This is a genomic window from Kytococcus schroeteri (genome assembly GCF_002847825.1).
Classification (GTDB): Bacteria; Actinomycetota; Actinomycetes; order Actinomycetales; family Dermatophilaceae; genus Kytococcus; species Kytococcus schroeteri.
This window is the reverse complement of record NZ_PKIZ01000009.1, coordinates 1-19510: the sequence shown is the minus strand read 5'-3', so window position 1 is coordinate 19510 and position 19510 is coordinate 1. Positions and strand designations below refer to the sequence as shown.

Below are 19510 nucleotides of genomic sequence, written 5' to 3'. Positions count from 1 at the left end.
CGGGTGCGGGGCAGGTGCGATGCTGGAGGTACCACCCGGTCCCCGACACCCGAGGACGCCCATGGCCACGTTCGTCCGCCGTCACCCACTGGTCTCCTTCGTCGCGCTGGCCTACCTCAGCTCGTGGCTGATCTGGAGCCCTTGGTGGCTGTCGGCCAGTGGCCTGGACGTCCTGCCATGGCAGCCCACGCTGAGTCAGGTCGCCGGCATCAACCAGCTGGGCATGTTCGCCGGGCCCTTCGCGGCCGCGCTGCTGGTGACCTGGGCGGCCGAGGGACGGTCCGCCGTGGGTCGCCTCCTCGGGCGACTTCTCCAGTGGCGCGCGCACCCCGGCTGGTACCTGGTGGCGCTCGCGGCGATCCCGGTGGCCACGGCCGTGGGCTATTTCCTCACCCCCGCGGACGGCCTCCAGGCCCCCGGCGGAACGGCCGCCACGCTCACGCTGCTGGCCAGCAGCTTCGTGGTCTACCTGATGGGCGGACCGCTGCAGGAGGAGATCGGCTGGCGGGGCGTGGCCCTCCCCCGCCTCCAGTCACGGCTCGCCCCTCTACCGAGTGCGCTGGTGCTGGGCGTCATCCACTGCCTGTGGCACGCCCCGCTCTTCCTCACCACCGAGTGGGACACCGCCCGACACGAGCCCAGCCAGCTCCTGGCCTACCTGCTGCTGGTGGTGAGCCTGTCAGTGGTGCTGTGCTGGGTGCACGACGGCTCCGGAGGCTCCCTCCTGCTGGCGGTACTGGGGCACAACGCCCTCAACTGGGCGCTCCTGGTGGCGGGCACGCTCACCGGTCGGGAGGTCGAGAGCACCTGGCCGGCCGCTCTGGGCCTGGGGGTGCTGGCGCTGTTCGTCGCCTTGGGGACCCACGGCCGCCTCGGACACACGGAGCGCACCCGCAGCACCAGCAGTACCGAGCGCCGGGGCGGCGCCACCGCCCGACTCAGCCCTCGGCGCGGTGCTCCCGCGGCACCCACCGGGCGAACGCCGCCGAGGCGCCGAACCCGAACCCGGCGGCCGTGAGCACCGCGGTCGTCAGACCCGCCACCGCCGTGACCCCCGACAGGACCACCGGACCGGTGGCCGCCCCCGCATCGGCCAGGGTGCGAAACACCGCGAGGAAGGACGGCCTACCCACCCGCGGTGCCACGTCGCCCGACAGGGTCATGACGATGCCGGACCCCAACCCGTTGCCCAGGCCGATGACGACCGCAGCCAGGGCCAGGGGCGCCGCCGAGTCAGCGAATGCCACCAGTGCGATGCCCAGGCCCAGGATCGCCATGGACGGGATGGCGTTGGCCCGCCGGGAGACCCGGTCCATGAGCACACCGGCCGGGTAGAACACCAGCGTCTCCAGCAGGCCGGCCAGGCCCACCACCAGCGCGATGACCGAGTCATCCACCCCGATGTGGTGCCCCCACAACGGCATCACCACCGTCCGCGAGCTCCGGGCCGCAGCGCACAGCACCACCCCGAACCCGAGGGTGGCGAAGAGCCTCCAGTGCGCCCGCACCACACCCCGCAGCGGTGGGGGTCGGGTGTCGCTGCAGTGGGACTCCCCCGGCAGGGCCGGCAGGCGCAGGGTGAGCCCCACCAAGGCCAGCACCAGCACCAGAGACAGCCCCACCGGCCCGCGGATGCCCACGGCCCAGATGGTCCCGGCGCCCAGCACCGGGCCGACGAAGAACCCGATGCGGGCCATGCCTCCCAGCGTGGACATGGCCCGGGCCAGCATCTGCCGCGGGAACGCCGAGGTGAGGTAGCTCTGCCGCGCCAGCATGAACACGCTGCTGGAGACCCCCAGGAGGGCGACGCCCAGGGTCAGGAGCACCAGCGATGACGTGGTCAGCACCACCGCCAGCGACACCACCGCCAGCCCTGCGGCCGCCGTCATGGCACGCCGCTCACCGACCCGTTCGGTCGCCAGGCCGGCGGGGATGCCCACCAACATGGCCGCGACCCCCTGCACGGAGACCACCAGCGCCGCCTGTCCGGCCGGCGCACCCAGCCGCAGCGCGATGAGGGGGATCACCGGCTGCACGGCGGCGAACGCCACCGACCAGAGCACCATCGGCCCGTAGGCCGAGACCGCGAGCTGCCCGAGGGTGGGGCCTCCGTCGGTGACCGGGGTGTCCCAGCGTGTCCTCACCCGGTCCCCCGTCGCGCGTGGCCCGGGGAGGCGTCGCCCCATCGCTGCGCGAGGAGCCGGGCGGGCGCCACGTTGGTGGGCAGCCACGGGTGGGCGGCCACCTCGCGCCAGGCCAGCCAACGCACCGCGTCGTGGGAGGGATCCGGCGCCGATGCGGGGTCCGGCACCACACGCCCGGCCGCGTCGCGCGGCAGATCGCCCACCCCCTCGGGGCCGGCGCCGGCCACGCCGGTGACGACCGCGAGGAACAGGCGCAGCTCGAGCCGGTCGTTGATGGGCCAGGCCCCGCCCGCCGGGGGCACCAGCTCGTCGCCCAGGCGCACCTCGATGCCGAGCTCCTCGGCCAGCTCGCGGCGCAGGGCCTGCCCGGGCGCCTCCCCCGCATCGACCTTGCCGCCGGGGAACTCCCACAGCGGCACCTCGCCGGTGGCACCGGGGATGGGGGCCAGGTCGCGCTCCGCCGCCCGGTGGGCCGCGAGCACGGCGGTGGGGTGCGCGAGGTCGTCCACGATCACCGCACCCACCACCAGTCGCATGGCCGCAGGCTAGCCCGCCGAGGACGGGGCCCCGCCAGCCTCCACCTCCGCGGCCGCATCCGCACCCGCAGCCCCACCCCCCCGTTGAGTCGTCGTTCCTCGGGGTCGACTGGCCCGTTTCACCCCCGGAAGCGACGACTCAACGGGGGGGTGGGCGGGGCGGGGGGGGGCAACGAGGGTGGGTGGCGTAGGAGTGGGAGGGCGCCCGGGGGCCGGGCACGACGGAGCGGGCCCGCCCCTCTGGACGAGCCCGCTCACGTCATCGCGTCACCCCGGTGCGGGGGCGGTACCTCACCAGGTGAACGCCGTGCCCGGGTCCTGCAGCAGCGCGGCCACGTCGGCCAGGTAGCGCGAGCCCAGGTCACCGTCCACGAGGCGGTGGTCGAAGCTCAGCGCCAGCTCGGTCACCCAGCGCGGCTCGATGGTCTCGTTGCCGTCGCGGTCGGTGACCACCCACGGGCGACGGTTCACCGCGCCGAAGCACAGGATGGCCGCCTCGCCGGAGTTGAGGATCGGCGTGCCCGAGTCCACCCCGAAGACACCCACGTTGGTGATGGTGATGGTGCCGCCGGACATGTCGGCCGGGGACGTCTTCCCGGCACGCGCCGTGGACACCAGGTCGCCCAGCGCGCCGCCGAGCTCCACCAGCGACTTCTCCTGCGCACCCTTGATGTTGGGCACGATGAGGCCACGCGGGGTCGCCGCGGCGATGCCCAGGTTCACGTCGTGGTACTGCACGATCTCCTGGTTGGCCTCGTCCCACTTGGCGTTGATCTCCGGGTTGCGCCGGGCAGCCAGCACCACGGCCTTGGCCACGAGCAGCAGCGGGGTGACCTTGACGTCCTTGAACGCGCGGTCGCCCTTGAGCTTCTCGACCATCTCCATCATGGCGCTGACGTCCACGGTGATGAACTCCGTGACGTGCGGGGCGGTGAAGGCGCTGTTCACCATGGCCTGCGCGGTCATCTTGCGCACGCCCTTGACCGGGGTGCGGGTCTCCCGCTCGCCGGCGGCGACCGGGGCGGCAGCCGCGGCGGCCTCGGGGGCCTGGGCAGCCGCGGGGGCGGCCGCAGCGGCCGGAGCCGCCTGGGCCCCGCCCTGACCGCCACCGGCCAGCGCCTGCTCCACGTCCTGGCGCGTGATGATGCCGTTCGGCCCGGTGGGCGTGACGGTCCGCAGGTCGATGCCGTTGTCCTTGGCGAACTTGCGCACCGGCGGCTTGGCCTTGGGGCGCGAACCGCCGGAGGCCGCGTGGCCCACGGACTCGTGCACCGGCTGGGCCGTGCGGGCCGAGGCCTGCGTCGGCTCGGCCACCTGACGCTGGCCGTAGGCGCCCTCGCCGGGCACCTCGGGCATGCGCTCACCGGACGGCGCCGGGGCGCCACCCTTGCGGCGGCGGCGCGAGGTGGCACCGGCCACCGCGCCGTAGCCCACCAGGTTGGCCACGCGCTCCTCGCCGTCAGCCTCACCCGCGGGGGCCTCGGCAGAGTCGGCACCCCCGTCGGCCGGGGCCGCGGCGGCGGGCGCACCGGCACCGGTGCGGATGGCGATGATCGCCTCACCCACCGGGACCTCCTGGCCCTCCTCGGCCAGGATCGCCTCGACCGTGCCGGCGAACGGGATCGGCAGCTCCACCAGCGACTTGGCGGTCTCCACCTCGACGACGACGTCGTTGACCTTGACCTGGTCGCCGACCTTCACCTTCCAGGAGACGATCTCGGCCTCCGTCAGGCCCTCGCCGGGGTCCGGGAGCACGTAGTGCTCCACGCCCCCACCGGAGGCGGCACCGCCGGCGGCCGGGGCCGACGGTGCGGGCGCCTCGGCAACGGCGGGCGCCCCACCGGCATCGGCGGCACCCATGGACGAGGCACCACCGGCCGGCGCGGCGGACCCACCGCCCTCACCGTCCTCGATGGCGATGATCGGCGCGCCGACCTCCACCTCGTCACCCTCCTGGGCCAGCAGCTCCACCACGGTGCCGGCGAACGGCACGGGCAGCTCCACCAGCGACTTGGCGGTCTCCACCTCGACGACGACGTCGTTGACCTTGACCTGGTCGCCGACCTTCACCTTCCAGGAGACGATCTCGGCCTCGGTCAGACCCTCACCGGGGTCCGGAAGCACGTAGTGCTGAATGGTCATGTGCGTTGCTCCCTCCGGCGCGTCAGTGCGCCAGGACCTCGTCGACGTGGAACAGGATGCGGTCCAGGTTGGGGAGGTACTCCTCCTCGTAGCGGCTGGGCGGGTAGGGGATGTTGTACCCACCGCAGCGCGCCACCGGCGCCTCCAGCTCGTAGAAGCACTTCTCCGTGATCTGCGCGGCGATCTCCGAGCCCATGCCCAGGAAGGTGGGCGCCTCGTGCACCACCACCACGCGACCGGTCTTGCGCACGGACTCCAGCACCGGGCCGAGGTCCAGCGGGTTGAGCGTGCGCAGGTTGATGACCTCCAGCGAGCGGCCCTCCTGCTCGGCCGCGGCGGCGGCCTGCATGCAGGTCTTCACCATGGGGCCATAGGTCACCACGGTGACGTCGCTGCCCTGGCGCACCACCTGCGAGGCGTGCAGCGGCAGCGCGGCCTCGCCATCGGTGGCGAAGTCGACCTCGCCCTTCTCGTGGTAGCGGCGCTTGGGCTCGTAGAAGACCACCGGGTCGTCGGACTTGATGGCCTGCTGCATCATCCAGTAACCGTCCTCCGGAGTGGCCGCACAGACCACCTTGAGGCCCGCGGTGTGCGCGAAGTAGGCCTCGTTGGACTCGCTGTGGTGCTCCACGGCACCGATGCCGCCGCCGAACGGGATGCGGATGACGATCGGCATCTTCAGGTGGCCCAGCGAGCGGGCGTGCATCTTGGACACCTGGCTGACGATGTGGTCGAAGGCCGGGTACACGAAGCCGTCGAACTGGATCTCCACCACCGGGCGGTAGCCGCGCAGGGCCAGGCCCACGGCGGACCCGACGATGCCGGACTCGGCCAGCGGGGTGTCGATGACCCGCTCCTCGCCGAACTCGTCCACCAGGCCCTCGGTGATGCGGAACACGCCACCCAGGCGGCCGATGTCCTCGCCGAGCATGACCACCTTGGGGTCGTCCTGCATGGCCTTGCGCATGCCGGCGTTGAGTGCCTTCGCCAGCGTCATCTTCTTGGCGCTCATGGTGCTCAGTTCCCTTCGAAGCCGGCGTGGTACTCGACGAACGCCCGACCCTCGTCGGTCAGCGGGGCGTGCTCGCCGGAGTAGGTGTGGTCGAACATGGTGGCCAGCTCGGGGTCCGGCATGGTCTGGCAGGCCTTGCGCACGCGCGCGGCCAGCTCGTCGGCCTCGGCGTCCACTGCGGCGAAGTACTCGTCGTCCCCGACCCCGCGGGCCACCATGTGCTTCTTCAGGCGGTCGATGGGGTCCTTGGCCTTCCACGCCTGCACGTGCGCGTCGTCGCGGTACTTGGTGGGGTCGTCGGAGGTGGTGTGCGCACCCATGCGGTAGGTGAACGCCTCCACCAGCACCGGGCCCTTGCCGGAGCGGGCGTGGTCGAGCGCCCACGCGCCCACCGCCATCGAGGCCAGGACGTCGTTGCCGTCCACGCGGACGCCCGGGAAGCCGAAGCCGGCGGCGCGCTTGTACGGCTCGATGATGAAGTTGCGGTGCGTGGGCTCGGAGATGGCCCACTGGTTGTTCTGCACGAAGAACACGCACGGCGACTTGGCGACGGCCGCGAAGACCATGGCCTCGTTGTAGTCGCCCTGCGAGGTGCCGCCGTCACCGGTGCAGGCCACCACGGCGGTGTCCACGGTGTCGTCGCCGGTGGCCCAGGCGCCGTCCAGCTGCACGCCGCGCGCGTAGCCGGTGGCGTGCAGCATCTGGTTGCCGATGACGATGGTGTACAGGTGGAAGTTGTTCTCCTTGGAGTCCCAGCCACCGTGGTTGATGCCGCGGAACATGCCCAGCAGGTTCTCCGGCGGGACGCCCTTGGTCCACGCCAGACCGTGCTCGCGGTAGCCCGGGAACACGTAGTCCTGCGGCTTGAGCGCACGGCCCAGACCCACCTGCGCGGCCTCCTGGCCCAGCAGGCTCGGCCACAGGCCCAGCTCGCCCTGGCGCTGCAGCGCGAAGCCCTCGGCGTCCACGCGGCGCACCAGCACCATGTCGCGGTAGAGCGCCTTGAGGAACTCGTCGTCCACGCCCTGCAGGTAGTGGGCGTACGGCGCGTTCAGCTCGGTCTCGACGCGCTCCCCCTCGGGGGTCAGGAACTGCACCATCTCCGGGCCGCCGTCGGTGATGTCCACCGGGGTCCCGGCGGTCTCGGCGGCGGCACGCGCCTCCGGCGACTGTGCGGCCGGGGCGGCACCCTCGGGGGCCCGTGCCGCGCTGTCCTGGAGGGCGTCCTCCGGGATCGGGGCGTTCTGGTCGCTCACGATGTCTCCTCGTTCGGTACTGGGCGCCGTCACGGCGCGCACCGCCTCACCCGTGGGATCGAACGGGCGGGCTTGTGGCTCAGGTCACGCTACTACGGGGGCCGGGGCCGTCGGACCCGGGTGGGCACCGGACGGCCCCGGCCGTGACGCGCTCAGGCGTTCCGCTCGCGGAAGGCGCGGGCGACCTCCAAGAAGCGCGCGTTCGCCTCGTCCTCGCCGATGGTGACGCGCACGCCCTCGCCGGCGAAGGGGCGCACCACGAGGCCCTGCGCGGCGGCGGCCTCGGCGAAGTCCACGGTCTGCTCGCCCAGCGGCAGCCACACGAAGTTGCCCTGTGCGTCGGGGATCCCCCAGCCCTGCTCGCGCAGGCCGTCCACCACCACGCGGCGCTGGTCCTTGAGATGTGCCACGCGCTCGTCGAGCTCGTCCATGGCGGCGTAGCTGGCCACGACGGCGTCCTGCGCCAGCTGGCTCACGCCGAAGGGCACGGCGGCCTTGCGCAGCGCCTCGGCCACGCGGGGGCTGGCGATGGCGTAGCCCACGCGCAGGCCCGCCAGGCCGTAGGCCTTGGAGAAGGTGCGCAGCACCACCACGTTGGGGTGGGCGCGCTGCACGGCCAGGGCGTCCGGCACGTCCTCGGCGTCGGTGAACTCCAGGTAGGCCTCGTCGATGACCACCAGCACGTCCTTCGGCACGGCGGCGAGGAACTCCTCGAGCTCGCCGGTGCGGACCGTGGGGCCGGTGGGGTTGTTGGGCGTGCAGACGATCACCAGGCGGGTGCGCTCGGTGACCGCCTCCGCCATCGCGGGCAGGTCGTGGCGGGCCTCGGCGTCCACCGGCACCTGCACGCTCCTCGCGCCGGCCAGGCCGATGACGATGGGGTAGGCCTCGAACGAGCGCCAGGCGTAGACCACCTCGTCGCCGGGCTCGCAGGTGATCTGCACGAGCTGCTGGAGCAGGCCCACCGAGCCCGTGCCCACGGCCACGTTCTCCGGCTGGGTGCCGCAGTTGTCGGCGATGGCCTCCAGCAGGCGGGTGGCGCCCATGTCCGGGTAGCGGTGGAAGCTCTGGGCGGCGTCGGCCACGGCCCGGGCCACCGACGGCAGCGGCGGGTAGGGGTTTTCGTTGGAGCTGATCTTGTAGCTCGTCAGGCCCTCCACCGCGGGGGCGGGCTTGCCGGGCTTGTAGGCCGGCAGCGCGTCGAGGGCGTCACGGAGACGCACCTGGTCGGTGGTGAAGGTGGCCTGGTCGGTGGGGTCGCTCATGGGGGTCAATCTAACGTCGCCCAGGTCACACCCGGACCGCGGTGGTGGGAGGCTGGGGGGCATGGCCGACCTGCTGCTCAAGACCGTCGTCAACGGTGCCGCCCTGTGGGTGGCCGCCCTGCTCGTGCCCGGCATCGCGCTGGGCGACCCCTCGGAACCGCTCGGCTCCCGCCTGGTGACCGTCCTGCTGGTGGCGCTGGTGTTCGGCGTCATCAACGCCCTGGTGAAGCCAGTGGTGAAGTTCTTCAGCTTCCCGTTCATCGTGCTGACCCTGGGATTGTTCACCTTCGTGGTGAACGCGCTGATGCTGCAGCTGCTCTCCTGGGCGGCCGGCGGGCTGGGCCTGGACTTCCACGTGGACCGCTTCTTCTGGAGCGCCGTGATCGGGGCCGTGGTGGTGACGGTGGTGGCCATGCTGCTCGAGGCCGTGGTGCCCGACGCGGAGTCCGACCGGCACACGCTGCGGCGGTACTGACCGGCCGAGGCGGGGCGGCGCGCTGGCCCGGACGCTGCACCGGGGGTCTGCCCGGATCGGGAGCTCTGGTGGGGCGCCGGGAGACGGGCCGGTCCGCAACCGAGGCACGTCGCGTTCACCGACCGGCAACGATTCCGTCACCCGCTCATCACCGTGAAAGCACCTCTGCCACCTAGCGTCCCGCGCATGCCCCCCACCCTCACCCGCCGTACCCTGCTCACCGCCTCCACCGCCGGCGCCACACTGGCCGGCCTCACCACCGCCTCGGGGGCCACGGCCCTCGGACAGGACGTGACCCCCGCCCACCGCCCCCTGCGCGGCAACCCGTTCACCCTCGGGGTGGCCTCGGGCGACCCCGCCCCCGACGGCATGGTGCTGTGGACCCGCCTGGCAACCGACCCCCTGGCCGAGGACGGGCTCGGCGGCATGCCGGCCCGCACCGTCCCCGTGCAGTGGCAGGTGGCCACCGACGCGCGCATGCGCCACGTGGTGGCACGCGGCACGGAGCTGGCCCGCCCCACCGGCGCCCACTCGGTGCACGTGGAGCTGCACGGGCTGCGTCCCGGCCGCGAGTACTTCTACCGCTTCCGCGCCGGCCGCCACCTCTCGGAGGTGGGGCGCACCCGGACCGCCCCCGCCCCCGGCGAGATGCCCGCGGCGCTGGCCATGGCCTTTGCCAGCTGCGCGCAGTACGAGCACGGCTGGTTCACCGCCTACCGGCGACTGGCCGAGGACCAGCCGGACCTGGTGCTGCACCTGGGCGACTACCAGTACGAGTACACCGCGGGCGACTACGTGGCCCCCGGCGGCAACGTCCGCGACCACCTGGGCCCGGAGACGGTCACCCTCGCCGGCTACCGCCAGCGCCACGCCCAGTACAAGACGGACCCCGACCTGCAGGCCGCCCACCTGGTGGCGCCGTGGCTGGTCGTGTGGGACGACCACGAGGTGGACAACAACTGGGCCGACGAGGTGCACGAGAAGCCCGAGATCCCGCAGCCGGACTTCCTGGCCCGCCGCGCCGCGGCGATGCAGGCCTACTACGAGAACATGCCGCTGCGCCGCCGGCAGATGCCTCGCGGCATCGACACCCTGCTGTACCGCAGGGTGCAGTGGGGACAGTTGGCGAACTTCCACATGATGGACACCCGCCAGTACCGCGACGACCAGGCCTGCGGCGACGGCTGGGACACCAACTGCACCGAGCGCCTGGACCCGGCCCGCACCCTCACCGGCGACGAGCAGGAGGCCTGGCTGCTGGGCAACCTGCGCCGCTCCTCCCAGCGGTGGGACGTGCTGGGCCAGCAGGTGTTCTTCGCCGAGCGCGACGGAAAGGTGGAGCCCGAGCTGGAGCACCACTCCAACGACGGCTGGGACGGCTACGTCGGCTCGCGCGACCGCATCACCCGCGGGTGGGTGGACGCCGGGGTGCGCAACCCGGTGGTGCTCACCGGTGACGTGCACCGCCACTGGGCGGCCGACGTGTTGGCGGACTTCGAGGGCGAGGGCGCCGAGGCCGAGCGCGTGGTGGGCGCTGAGCTGGTGTGCTCCTCCATCACCTCCGGCGGCGACGGTGACGCCACGAAGACCGACCCGATCCTGGGGTGGAACGACCACCTGCGCTACTACAAGGACCTGCGCGGGTACGTGCGCACCACCATCACCCCCGAGGCCATGACGGCGGACTTCCGCGTGCTGGCCGACGTCTCCTCCGGGACGGCCGAGGCCCGCACGGACGTGAGCTTCCGCATCAACGACGGCGTGCCGGGCCTCGAGGCGGTGACGCCCCGGGGCTGAGGACTGGAGCCCAGCGGACCGGGCGCTGCACCGGGGGCACGCAGGAGCCCACTTTGCGAAGCGTTCTCAGGAGGGCCTATTCTCCGCCCATGCGAACGATTCTCACACATCCGCGCCGTCTGGGCCTGGCCCTCTCCGTCTGCCTCGCCGGCGCCACCGCCCTGACCGCCTGCGGCACCGAGGAGTCCGGCGGCGACACCTCGGCCAGCACCTCGGGCAGCGAGACCGGGACCGCCGGGGAGGGCGCCTCCCCGGCGAGCGCCGAGGAGAGCCACGACCACGAGGGCGAGGAGTCCCACGACCACGGCGACGACGCGAAGGCCGCCGAGCCGACCGAGACCGCGGGCGCCCAGCCCCGCATCGCCTACACGTACGACGGCGGCGTGCAGGTGCTCGACGCGACCACGCTGGAGCCCGTGGGCAAGCCGCTGGAGGCCGAGGGCTTCGTGCGCCTCAACGACATGGGCGACGGCCGCCACCTCGCGCTCTCCGAGGGCAACCACTGGCAGGTGCTCGACCTGGGCGTGTGGAGCCAGCCCCACGGGGACCACTCGCACAGCTACGCCAAGGACCCGGTGCGTACCGACATCGCCATCGAGGGTGAACACCCCGGACACGTGACCTTCGACGACGGCCGTGTGCTCACCTGGGCCGACGGCACCGGCACCGTCAAGGAGTTCACGGCCGAGTCGCTGCTGGCCGGGGTCACTCCCAAGACCAAGGACTGGACCGCCGAGCACGCCCACCACGGCGTGGCCGTGCCCACCCACGACGGCGGCATGCTCGTGACCGTGGGCACCGAGGACGAACGGAACGGCGTCATGGCGCTGGACGCCGACGGCAAGAAGCTGGCCGAGTACGACAACTGCCCGGGCGTGCACGGCGAGGCCGAGGTCAAGGGCGGCGTGGTGTTCGGCTGCGAGAACGGCGCGGTCATCTGGGACGGCAAGCGCTTCAAGCCGGTGGACGGGCCCGGCGACTACTCGCGCGTGGGCACCATCAAGGGCTCGGCCAAGAGCCCGGTGGCCTTCCACGACCTCGAGGTGCAGAAGGACGCCGAGTTCGAGCGCCCGGAGCAGGTGGCGATGACGGACGTGCGCACCGGCACGATGCGGACCGTGGACCTGGGCACCTCGTACTGGTTCCGCTCGCTGGGGCGCGCGTCCGACGGCGACGGCCTGGTGCTGGGCTACGACGGCGCGCTGCACCGCATCGACACCGAGACCGGCAAGGTCACGGACAAGCTGCCGGTGATCAAGGCGTGGAAGGAGAACGAGGACTGGCAGAAGCCCGGCCCGGCGCTCCACGTCATGGGCGACACCGCGTGGGTGACCGAGCCGGCCACCCAGAAGGTGCACCGCATCGACCTGAAGGCGTGGAAGGTCACCAAGTCCGCCACGCTGGAGCACGTGCCCAACGAGCTCAACGGTGTGGACGCCGAGGTGCCGGAGTTCGCCGTCGAGGAGGGGCACGGTGACCACGGCCACGAGGGTCACGACCACGAGGGCCACGACCACGGCGAGGGTCACGACCACGAGGGCCACGACCACGGCGAGGGTCACGACCACGACCACGAGCACGACCACGGCGAGGGTCACGACCACGACCACGAGCACGACCACTCCGAGGAGAGCGGCCACGAGGGCCACAGCCACTGAGGCCCGCTCCACCACATCGGGGGTGGGTCCGGTTCACCCGGGGTGACGTACGCCGTGGGCGGCGTCGACCCCGACCAACCGGACCCACCCCTTCTTGGGCGCCGTCACCCGGCGGCGGCGTCACCTCGCTCCCGCCGCGTCACGGCATCCGTGCTGCCTCCCGGTCGAGCACCTCGTCCACGCGCCCGTCCTCGATGGCGCGCACCACGCCCCGCACGGCCGGCTCCACCTGGTCGTACATGGCCGTGAAAGCCGGGGCGTCCTGGCCGTACGGGTCCGGCACGGCCTGCGCGCCGTCCCGCTCGGCCCCCGGCGCGAACGCCCCGAGCATCACCACTCGCCGCGCCGCCTCGGCATCGGGCGACAGGGCGCGGACGTCGCGCAGGTTGGACTCGTCCATCACCAGCACCAGGTCGGCCTCGGCCACCTCCCGCGCACCCAGCTGGCGGGCCACCGTGTCGAAGACGTAGCCGCGGCGCTCCCCCTCGGCCCGGCTCAGGTGGTACGGCTCCTCCCCCACGTGCCAGCCACCGGTTCCCGCGGAGGTCACCTCCACGTCCTCGATGCCGGCCGCACGCAGCTCGTGCACGAGCACGGCCTCGGCAGCGGGCGAGCGGCAGATGTTGCCCAGGCAGACGACCTCGATGCGCATGGCCCCACCCTCGCACGGACGGTGGCAGGCTGAGCGCGTGAGCAACCCCGACCCGCACCCCAGCGAGACCACCTGCGGCCCCGACGACGCCGACTGCCCGGTCGTCCTGGCCCCGCGCGAGGTGCCCCTGGGCGGGCCGCGCGCCATGACCGTGCGGCGCACCCTGCCCGCCCGCGAGCGCTCCCTCATCGGGGCGTGGTGCTTCCTGGACCACTACGGGCCGGACGACGTGCGCGAGACCGGCGGCATGGACGTCACGCGCCACCCGCACACCGGGCTGGCCACCGTGTCCTGGCTGTTCACCGGCGAGATCGACCACCTCGACTCCACCGGCGGGCAGGCGCGGGTGCGCCCGGGGCTGCTGGTGCGGCAGCGGGCAGGGCGGCAGGTGCTGTACGTGCGCACCGAGCTGGGCGACCGCCTGGCCGGGTGACCTCAGGGGAGGAGGTCCCGGTACAGATCACCGCCTGTGGTCCGGAAATCCGCCCCACGGGGCGTACCTCTGGACCGGAGACGGGCATCTGGGGCGGGCCGGCCGAGGCCGGGGCGGGTCTCAGGGGAGGGTCCACCACAGGGCGAGGCCGAGACAGGTCAGGCACACCATCCCGAACAGCGCCACCCACACCCCGCCGGGGACGCCGGTGAGGTCGGCCAGCTGGTCGGCGTCGTCGGTGCCGCGCCGGCCGCGCCGCCGGGCCCGCGCGCGCCCCTCCTGCAGCGAGAGCACAGCCCGCGGCGCGGCCAGCAGCAGCCCCCACACGGTCACGTGCGCCGCAGCGGTGACGAGCCACCCCGGCGCCCACCAGGAGAGCGCCCCCACCACGCCGCCGAGTCCGACGACCACCAGGGCGCCGTACCCGTTGCGGACGAGGGGCAGCATCGCCACGCACAGGCCCACCAGCACCCACAGCCAGGCCGCCGCGTGGCCCGCACCCAGCACGGCCGCCCCCGCCAGCCCCAGCAACGCCGGTGCCGGGTATCCGGCCGCCAGCGTGGCCACCATGCCGGGCCCGCGCGGCCGCCCGCGCGAGACGGTCACCCCCGAGGTGTCGCGATGCAGGGTGATGCCCGACAGCCGGCGCCCCACCAGCAGCGCCACCACGGCGTGCGCGGCCTCGTGCACCACCGTCACCAGGTGCCGCGCCAGGTGGTGGCCGGTCGGGCTCCACGTGATGGCGAACGCCAGCCCCACCAGCGCCAGCGCGGCCACGGGGTGCAGCGGCGGCTGGGTGGCGGTCACGCGGGCCCACAGCTCGTGCATCACCGGCGCAGGGTGTCACGCCGGGCTGGGACCCGCGGGGCGCCCCGTTAAGGTGACCGCGCCCACACGGCATCGGGCCCCCTGGTGCCGCCACCCACCTGGAGGACCCGTGGAGAACACGCGCGACGTGGAGTCCGGCATCCACACCGACTTCCGTGCCGAGATGAGCTACGGCAGCTACCTGGACCTGGACCGGCTGCTCTCCGCCCAGCACCCCGTGAGTCGGCCCGAGCACCACGACGAGATGCTCTTCATCATCCAGCACCAGACCTCCGAGCTGTGGCTGAAGCTCGTCCTGCACGAGATCCGCTCGGCCATGGAGCTGCTGGCCGCCGACGAGATGCGCATGTCGCTCAAGCGCATCGCGCGCGTGAAGCACATCCAGAAGACGCTCACCGAGCAGTGGAGCGTGCTGGCCACCCTCACCCCCAGCGAGTACATGGAGTTCCGCGACTTCCTGGGCCACGCCAGCGGCTTCCAGTCGTTCCAGTACCGCGCCGTGGAGTTCGCCCTGGGCAACAAGAACGCCGCCATGCTGCCGGTGCACGAGGCCAACCCCGAGGCCCACGCCCTGCTCACTGAGCTGCTCGCGACCCCCAGCCTGTACGACGAGTTCCTCCGCTGCCTGGCCCGGCGCGGGTACGCCGTGCCGCAGCGGGTGCTGGAGCGGGACGTGACGGTGGCCCACAGGGAGGACCCGGAGCTGACCAAGGTCTTCACCGAGATCTATGAGAACGCCGACGCGCACTGGGACGTCTACGAGGCGTGCGAGGAGCTGGTGGACCTGGAGGACAACTTCCAGCTCTGGCGCTTCCGGCACCTCAAGACGGTGCAGCGCGTGATCGGCATGAAGACCGGGACCGGCGGGTCCTCCGGCGTGGGCTTCCTGCAGCGGGCACTGGACCTCACCTTCTTCCCCGAGCTGTTCAGCGTCCGAACCGAGGTCTGAGCCCTACCGCGTTTCAGTGCAGAGCACGTCCCCCCCGGGGGAAGATCGCGAGGCACGGCAGCCTCTACCTTGGCCGTACGACCACCACATTCAGGGGGGACCATGATCAAGCGCACCTCGATCGCTACTGCCACAGTCAGTCTGTTGTCGGCGCTGCTTATCACTACAGAGGACGATCCGGGGCCCACCTCCACGCCCCCCGAAGAAACGGCACTCGTAGCCGCAACCACCGCACCAGAGAGCCCCGAACACGAGTTCAATGCCCGGCTCGCCGAGTGGTTGCAGGAGAACGGTGACGTCTATTCCACCGCCGAGATCACATCGCCTTCCTCGGCCGAGGTCATCCTGACCGCTGGGGGCCGCTCACGCGACACCTCGCTCCTCACCAGCACGCCGGGCATGACCGTGTCCATCCGCTACAGCGGCACCATGACACAAGACCAGATGACCCAACACCAACTCGCTGCCATGTCGGCAACCGGCTCCGAGTACACCGAGTCCCACCCCGAATCCGGGATCATCGACGTCTATGTGCCCCATGCGGACAACGCCCTCCACGGGGCACTGTCCGCGACCACTTCCCTGCAGGCGGAGGGTCTTTCGATCCGGGTCATCGAAGACCCGACCGTCACCACGCAACCGGAGCACTCCTTCAAAGGAGGGGGAGCCCTCAACGATGGGAACTGCACCGCGGGGTGGGCGATCAAGAACGTGTTCGGCTCCCGCCAGGGCATCGTGACTGCCGACCACTGCACCGGCATGAGCAGGTCCACCTTCTCCCCTGCCGGGATCCTCCCCGGCTACGGCGCATTTCTCGCCCTGTGACCATGTCGACGACATGCGCGATCAGCCGAGCGATCGTGGCGGCCGCCCTTGCGGCCACCACCCTCACCGCGTGCACAGGCACGTCGGACGGCTCTGACACCACCAGACCACCGTCCACGGACGCCCCTCCGAGCACCCCGCCGGCGCACTCGGCACCCACCCCCGGCACGCCGGACGCGTTCCTGCCGAGCTCGACAGCTGAGGGCGGCATCCTCTTCCATGAGATGCCCGCAGAGGGAAACGACCTGCGCATGTCTGGCCTGTTCGACCTCCGCGACGGGTGCCTCACCGGTATCGACCCGGACACCGGCACGCGGTATCCGGTCTCGCTCCTGGCGGGCTCCACGGTGGAGGACGACCGCGTCTCGATGCCGGACGGGAGCTCGATCGAGATCGGCGTGCCCTTCCACAGTTCCGGCGTGGAGATCGACGACGAGGCGCCCACCGGCGAGGCGCCGGCGGACGGGGCCACCCCCTCCAGCACGAGAACTCCTGTCGCCCGCATGGGGCTCCTCGACGATGCCGACGGGTACGCGCAGAAGTGCGGATTGGACCAGGCCGAGGTCAGCCGCTTCCTGTGGGTGCACGGAGACCTCACGCCCGCCACCGGTGCGAGTCGCTCCTCGGGCTGAGAACCCTCGCGCTCCATGCCGTGGACGATCGTCCACGGCCCGCTCGCCAGCCGGAGCAGACACGCACATGCACATGTGTAGGTTTGGTGCATGAGCGTGATGGAGCACCGGATGCAGCTGCTGCTCGATGCCGACCGGCTCGAGCGGCTCCGGCAGCGCGCCCGGGAGCGCGGGGTGTCGGTGGCGGCCGTGGTGCGCGACGCCATCGACGCGTCCTTCGAGGACGACGCCGCAGCCCGCCGCGCGCAGGCCGGCCGGCGCCTGCTTCAGCTCGCATCCGAGGCCGAACCCGTCACCGACGAGCCCGAGCGCGTGGACCTGCGCCACGAGGCGATGGACGCCGAGCTCCTCGAGAAGGCGTCCCGCTGGTGAACCGCCACCTCCTCGACGCCTCCACGCTGCTGCTGGCGGTGGGCGCTGAGCACCCCCTCAAGAACGTGTGCCAGCAGTGGCTCCTGGCCGGTGAGGACCAGCACGTACGGCTGGAGGCGAGCGTCGAGGTGGGCCAGGAGTACCTGTTCCACCGCACGCGTCGTGTGGGGGCCACCCAGGCCGCCCGCGAGTTCGAGGCGCTGGAGGAGCTGGTCGTCTGGCACCCGTTCGACCAAGAGATCCTGCGCCGCACGGCCACCCTGGTGGCGACCGGCACCATCGGCGGGCGCGATGCGGTGCACGCGGCCACCGCGCTGGCCGCCGGGTTCACCGAGATCGTCTCGGCCGACCGTGACTTCGACCGCGTGCCCGGCCTGACCCGCCGCGCCCCCGACGACCTGCCCACCGCCTGAGGAGGCCCCGATGAGCACCCTGACCACCCCCGATGCCGTGCGCGCCCGCGCCGCGGAGCTGGACGCCGCCGACCCGCTGGCCGGCTACCGCGAGCGCTTCGTGCCGATGGGCGAGGGACGCGGCGCCGAGGCCGGAGAGGTGCTGGCCTACCTGGACGGCAACTCCCTGGGACGGCCGCTGAAGGCCGCCGGCGAAGCGCTGGACCGCATCGTGCGCGAGGCCTGGGGCACCCGGCTCATCCGCTCCTGGGACGAGCAGTGGATGGACCTCCCGCTGCGCCTGGGCGACCGCGTGGGCGAGGTGGCCCTGGGAGCCGCGCCCGGACAGGTGGTGGTGGCCGACTCCACCACCGTGATGATCTACAAGTTCCTGCGGGCCGGCCTGGAGGCCGCCCGGACGGCCGATCCGGCACGTCGCCAGATCGTCGTGGACACCGAGAACTTTCCCACCGACCGGTACATCGCCGAGGGGATCGCCGCCGAGTGCGATGCCGAGCTGGTGTGGATCGAGCCCGACCCCGCCACCGGCGTGACCGTCGACGAGGTGCGCGAGGCCGTCGGGCCGGCCACCGCGGTGGTGCTGCTGAGCCACGTGGCCTACAAGTCGGCGTGGATCGCGGACCTGCCCGGCATCACCCGCGCGGTGCACGAGGCCGGCGCGCTGGTGCTGTGGGACCTGTGCCACTCGGCCGGGGTGATCCCGGTGGACCTGGACGCCCACGAGGTGGACCTGGCCGTGGGCTGCACCTACAAGTACCTCAACGGTGGGCCCGGCGCCCCGGCCTTCGGGTACGTGGCGGCCAGGCACCAGGCGTCCATGCGCCAGCCGATCCAGGGGTGGATGGGGCACGCCGAGCCGTTCAGGATGGGCCCCGGCTACGAGCCCTCGCCCGGCATGCGGCGCTTCATCTCCGGCACGCCGCCGGTGCTGGGCATGGTGCCGCTGGGCGAGATGGTGGAGCTGCTGGCCGAGGCCGGGATGCCCGCGGTGACGGCCAAGGCCGCGGACCTCACCGCCTTCGTGGTGGAGGTGGCCGAAGGACTGCTGGCCCGCCACGGGGTGCGCGTGGACTCCCCTGCCGACCCGGCGCGGCGCGGCGGCCACATCACGCTGGGGCACCCGGACTCGCGGGAGCTCACCGCGCGCCTGTGGGAGGCCGGGGTGGTACCAGACTTCCGCAACCCGGACGGCATCCGCATCGGCATGTCGCCGCTGAGCACGTCGTTCGCCGAAGTGGCCGAGGGGCTCCTGGTCCTCGACGGGCTGCTCGCCGGGCGCGGCTGAGCGGGCGCGGGGGTGGGCGCCATCGGGCGCCCCACCCCCGCTGGGGTCAACCGTTCACGAGCACCATGGCTCGATCCGGCACCACAGCGATGTCGACGGTAGCCGCCCGCCCATCGCACTCAAGGCGAAGTGTCACGGAATCAACAGCATCGCCTGGCTCGGCCCCCACCACGCCCGCGGGGATCGTCATCTCAGAAGACCTGTGCTGGCTGCTCTTCCAGTCGTCGGCCAAGTCGCAGTCACCATCGGGGAAGGAGAAGTGGTCCGCATAGAAGCGGACCGCCGCGTCGTCGTCGGTTTGCTCGGGAGCACTGCCGACCACCAGGCCTCGAGTGGCGTCACCGTCGCCGCGCTCCACTCGGTGGAAGAACGCCGCGGCCGTGGCCACACTGTCCCCCTCACGCGGGTCCGGAGAACCCACGCCAGCACAACCCGCCACAGGCATGGGCAGACATGTCACCACGGAGAGAAGAGTCCATCTTCTCAGCTGCACGAGAACCGCCTCCTGAGATCAAGGGTTGCACTTGTTTTGAGCTTGACGCCACCAACTCACATACCGACGCCAAGATTCCAGGTTGTAGTCCGGCTCCCAGTGGGTAGGACCCCCGAAGAACACATGGCAGTAGTGCTGCTCACGGATAGTTCCCGTGTACCAACCCGCTCGACCACCCAGCTGGGAGCGGACCTCATCCCGGTGATAGCCGAAGGTGGCGCGCCCAGTCCACGCCCGCCCCCAGGGCGTCACGAAGGCATTGACGGCTCTTCGGAGTTGAGCGTGGGTGCTTGGGGGTAGGGGTCGAGGTCCCGGGCATGATCTGAGGACTTCTACCCCCTCG

Annotated in this window: 20 protein-coding genes and 1 pseudogene; 11 read left to right on the top strand and 10 right to left on the bottom strand. The window is 72.2% G+C overall.

The annotated features are described in order from the left end of the window. Positions 1-61: 61 nt before the first annotated feature. On the top strand, positions 62-1018 hold the full coding sequence (locus tag CYJ76_RS05750; protein ID WP_070703440.1) for a type II CAAX endopeptidase family protein: 957 nt from the start codon (positions 62-64) through the stop codon (positions 1016-1018). Here CYJ76_RS05750 and CYJ76_RS05745 read toward each other — a convergent pair. The 6 genes from CYJ76_RS05745 to hisC form a co-directional block, all read right to left on the bottom strand. Next, positions 939-2144 (bottom strand): MFS transporter, encoded by a 1206-nt coding sequence (locus CYJ76_RS05745; RefSeq protein WP_180802225.1) that lies wholly within the window; start codon positions 2142-2144, stop codon positions 939-941. The two genes, CYJ76_RS05750 and CYJ76_RS05745, sit on opposite strands and share 80 nt — an antisense overlap. Then, positions 2141-2680: an NUDIX domain-containing protein gene (locus tag CYJ76_RS05740; protein WP_101849503.1), complete on the bottom strand. Its 540-nt coding sequence runs from the start codon at positions 2678-2680 to the stop codon at positions 2141-2143. Before CYJ76_RS05740 ends, CYJ76_RS05745 begins: the two co-directional genes overlap by 4 nt. Positions 2681-2971: 291 nt before the next feature. Next, a complete protein-coding gene (locus CYJ76_RS05735) occupies positions 2972-4822 on the bottom strand; it encodes a 2-oxo acid dehydrogenase subunit E2 (RefSeq protein ID WP_101849502.1) in 1851 nt (616 codons plus the stop codon). A 22-nt stretch (positions 4823-4844) separates the two neighbouring features. Further along, the gene (locus tag CYJ76_RS05730; protein WP_101849501.1) at positions 4845-5834 is read right to left on the bottom strand and encodes an alpha-ketoacid dehydrogenase subunit beta; all 990 of its coding nucleotides are present in this window, start codon (positions 5832-5834) and stop codon (positions 4845-4847) included. 5 nt (positions 5835-5839) lie between these two features. Then, a complete protein-coding gene (gene pdhA / locus CYJ76_RS05725; protein ID WP_180802228.1) occupies positions 5840-6934 on the bottom strand; it encodes a pyruvate dehydrogenase (acetyl-transferring) E1 component subunit alpha in 1095 nt (364 codons plus the stop codon). Between the two features lie 308 nt (positions 6935-7242). Then, entirely contained in the window at positions 7243-8355 is a 1113-nt protein-coding gene (gene hisC / locus CYJ76_RS05720) for a histidinol-phosphate transaminase (protein ID WP_101849499.1), read from the bottom strand. Between the two features lie 61 nt (positions 8356-8416). On the opposite strand from hisC, the gene CYJ76_RS05715 reads away from it, so the two are divergent. From CYJ76_RS05715 to CYJ76_RS05705, 3 genes are all read left to right on the top strand, one after another. Beyond that, the gene (locus CYJ76_RS05715) at positions 8417-8830 is read left to right on the top strand and encodes a phage holin family protein (protein ID WP_101849498.1); all 414 of its coding nucleotides are present in this window, start codon (positions 8417-8419) and stop codon (positions 8828-8830) included. A 186-nt stretch (positions 8831-9016) separates the two neighbouring features. Continuing rightward, positions 9017-10627, top strand: coding sequence for an alkaline phosphatase D family protein (locus CYJ76_RS05710; protein WP_101849497.1), 1611 nt, complete (start codon positions 9017-9019; stop codon positions 10625-10627). Positions 10628-10716: 89 nt separating this feature from the next. Next, positions 10717-12285 (top strand): hypothetical protein, encoded by a 1569-nt coding sequence (locus CYJ76_RS05705; protein ID WP_101849496.1) that lies wholly within the window; start codon positions 10717-10719, stop codon positions 12283-12285. Positions 12286-12424: 139 nt separating this feature from the next. Here the strand turns inward: CYJ76_RS05705 and CYJ76_RS05700 are convergent, their stop codons facing one another. Further along, a complete protein-coding gene (locus CYJ76_RS05700; RefSeq protein ID WP_070705245.1) occupies positions 12425-12937 on the bottom strand; it encodes a low molecular weight protein-tyrosine-phosphatase in 513 nt (170 codons plus the stop codon). A 37-nt stretch (positions 12938-12974) separates the two neighbouring features. On the opposite strand from CYJ76_RS05700, the pseudogene CYJ76_RS12835 reads away from it, so the two are divergent. After that, positions 12975-13334 (top strand): annotated as a pseudogene (locus CYJ76_RS12835) (pirin family protein); the annotation flags it as partial. Between the two features lie 156 nt (positions 13335-13490). On the opposite strand, the gene CYJ76_RS05690 reads toward CYJ76_RS12835, so the two are convergent. Then, positions 13491-14198, bottom strand: a complete 708-nt coding sequence (locus CYJ76_RS05690; protein ID WP_238138157.1) for a M50 family metallopeptidase — start codon at positions 14196-14198, stop codon at positions 13491-13493. Positions 14199-14307: 109 nt separating this feature from the next. Between CYJ76_RS05690 and kynA the strand changes: the two genes are divergently transcribed. The 6 genes from kynA to CYJ76_RS05660 all read left to right on the top strand — a co-directional run bounded on the left by kynA (position 14308) and on the right by CYJ76_RS05660 (position 18674). Beyond that, positions 14308-15147 carry a tryptophan 2,3-dioxygenase gene (gene kynA / locus CYJ76_RS05685; protein WP_101849494.1) on the top strand — a complete coding sequence of 280 codons (840 nt, stop codon included), beginning with the start codon at positions 14308-14310 and terminating at the stop codon, positions 15145-15147. A gap of 102 nt (positions 15148-15249) precedes the next feature. Next, a complete protein-coding gene (locus tag CYJ76_RS05680) occupies positions 15250-15972 on the top strand; it encodes a hypothetical protein (RefSeq protein WP_070705248.1) in 723 nt (240 codons plus the stop codon). A gap of 224 nt (positions 15973-16196) precedes the next feature. Next, complete coding sequence (locus CYJ76_RS12190; RefSeq protein WP_141762029.1) at positions 16197-16604, top strand: hypothetical protein; 408 nt, start codon at positions 16197-16199, stop codon at positions 16602-16604. Between the two features lie 90 nt (positions 16605-16694). Next, positions 16695-16976 carry a ribbon-helix-helix protein, CopG family gene (locus tag CYJ76_RS05670; protein WP_202820456.1) on the top strand — a complete coding sequence of 94 codons (282 nt, stop codon included), beginning with the start codon at positions 16695-16697 and terminating at the stop codon, positions 16974-16976. Beyond that, positions 16973-17389: a type II toxin-antitoxin system VapC family toxin gene (locus CYJ76_RS05665; RefSeq protein ID WP_101849492.1), complete on the top strand. Its 417-nt coding sequence runs from the start codon at positions 16973-16975 to the stop codon at positions 17387-17389. The genes CYJ76_RS05670 and CYJ76_RS05665 overlap by 4 nt, the downstream gene beginning before the upstream one ends. A gap of 10 nt (positions 17390-17399) precedes the next feature. Further along, positions 17400-18674 carry a kynureninase gene (locus CYJ76_RS05660; RefSeq protein WP_101849491.1) on the top strand — a complete coding sequence of 425 codons (1275 nt, stop codon included), beginning with the start codon at positions 17400-17402 and terminating at the stop codon, positions 18672-18674. 46 nt (positions 18675-18720) lie between these two features. On the opposite strand, the gene CYJ76_RS05655 is transcribed toward CYJ76_RS05660, so the two are convergent. After that, the gene (locus CYJ76_RS05655) at positions 18721-19062 is read right to left on the bottom strand and encodes a hypothetical protein (RefSeq protein ID WP_101849490.1); all 342 of its coding nucleotides are present in this window, start codon (positions 19060-19062) and stop codon (positions 18721-18723) included. 123 nt (positions 19063-19185) lie between these two features. Further along, positions 19186-19510, bottom strand: a 325-nt coding sequence (locus CYJ76_RS13190) for a DUF2599 domain-containing protein (RefSeq protein WP_144043039.1), incomplete at its 5' end; no start/stop codon positions are given.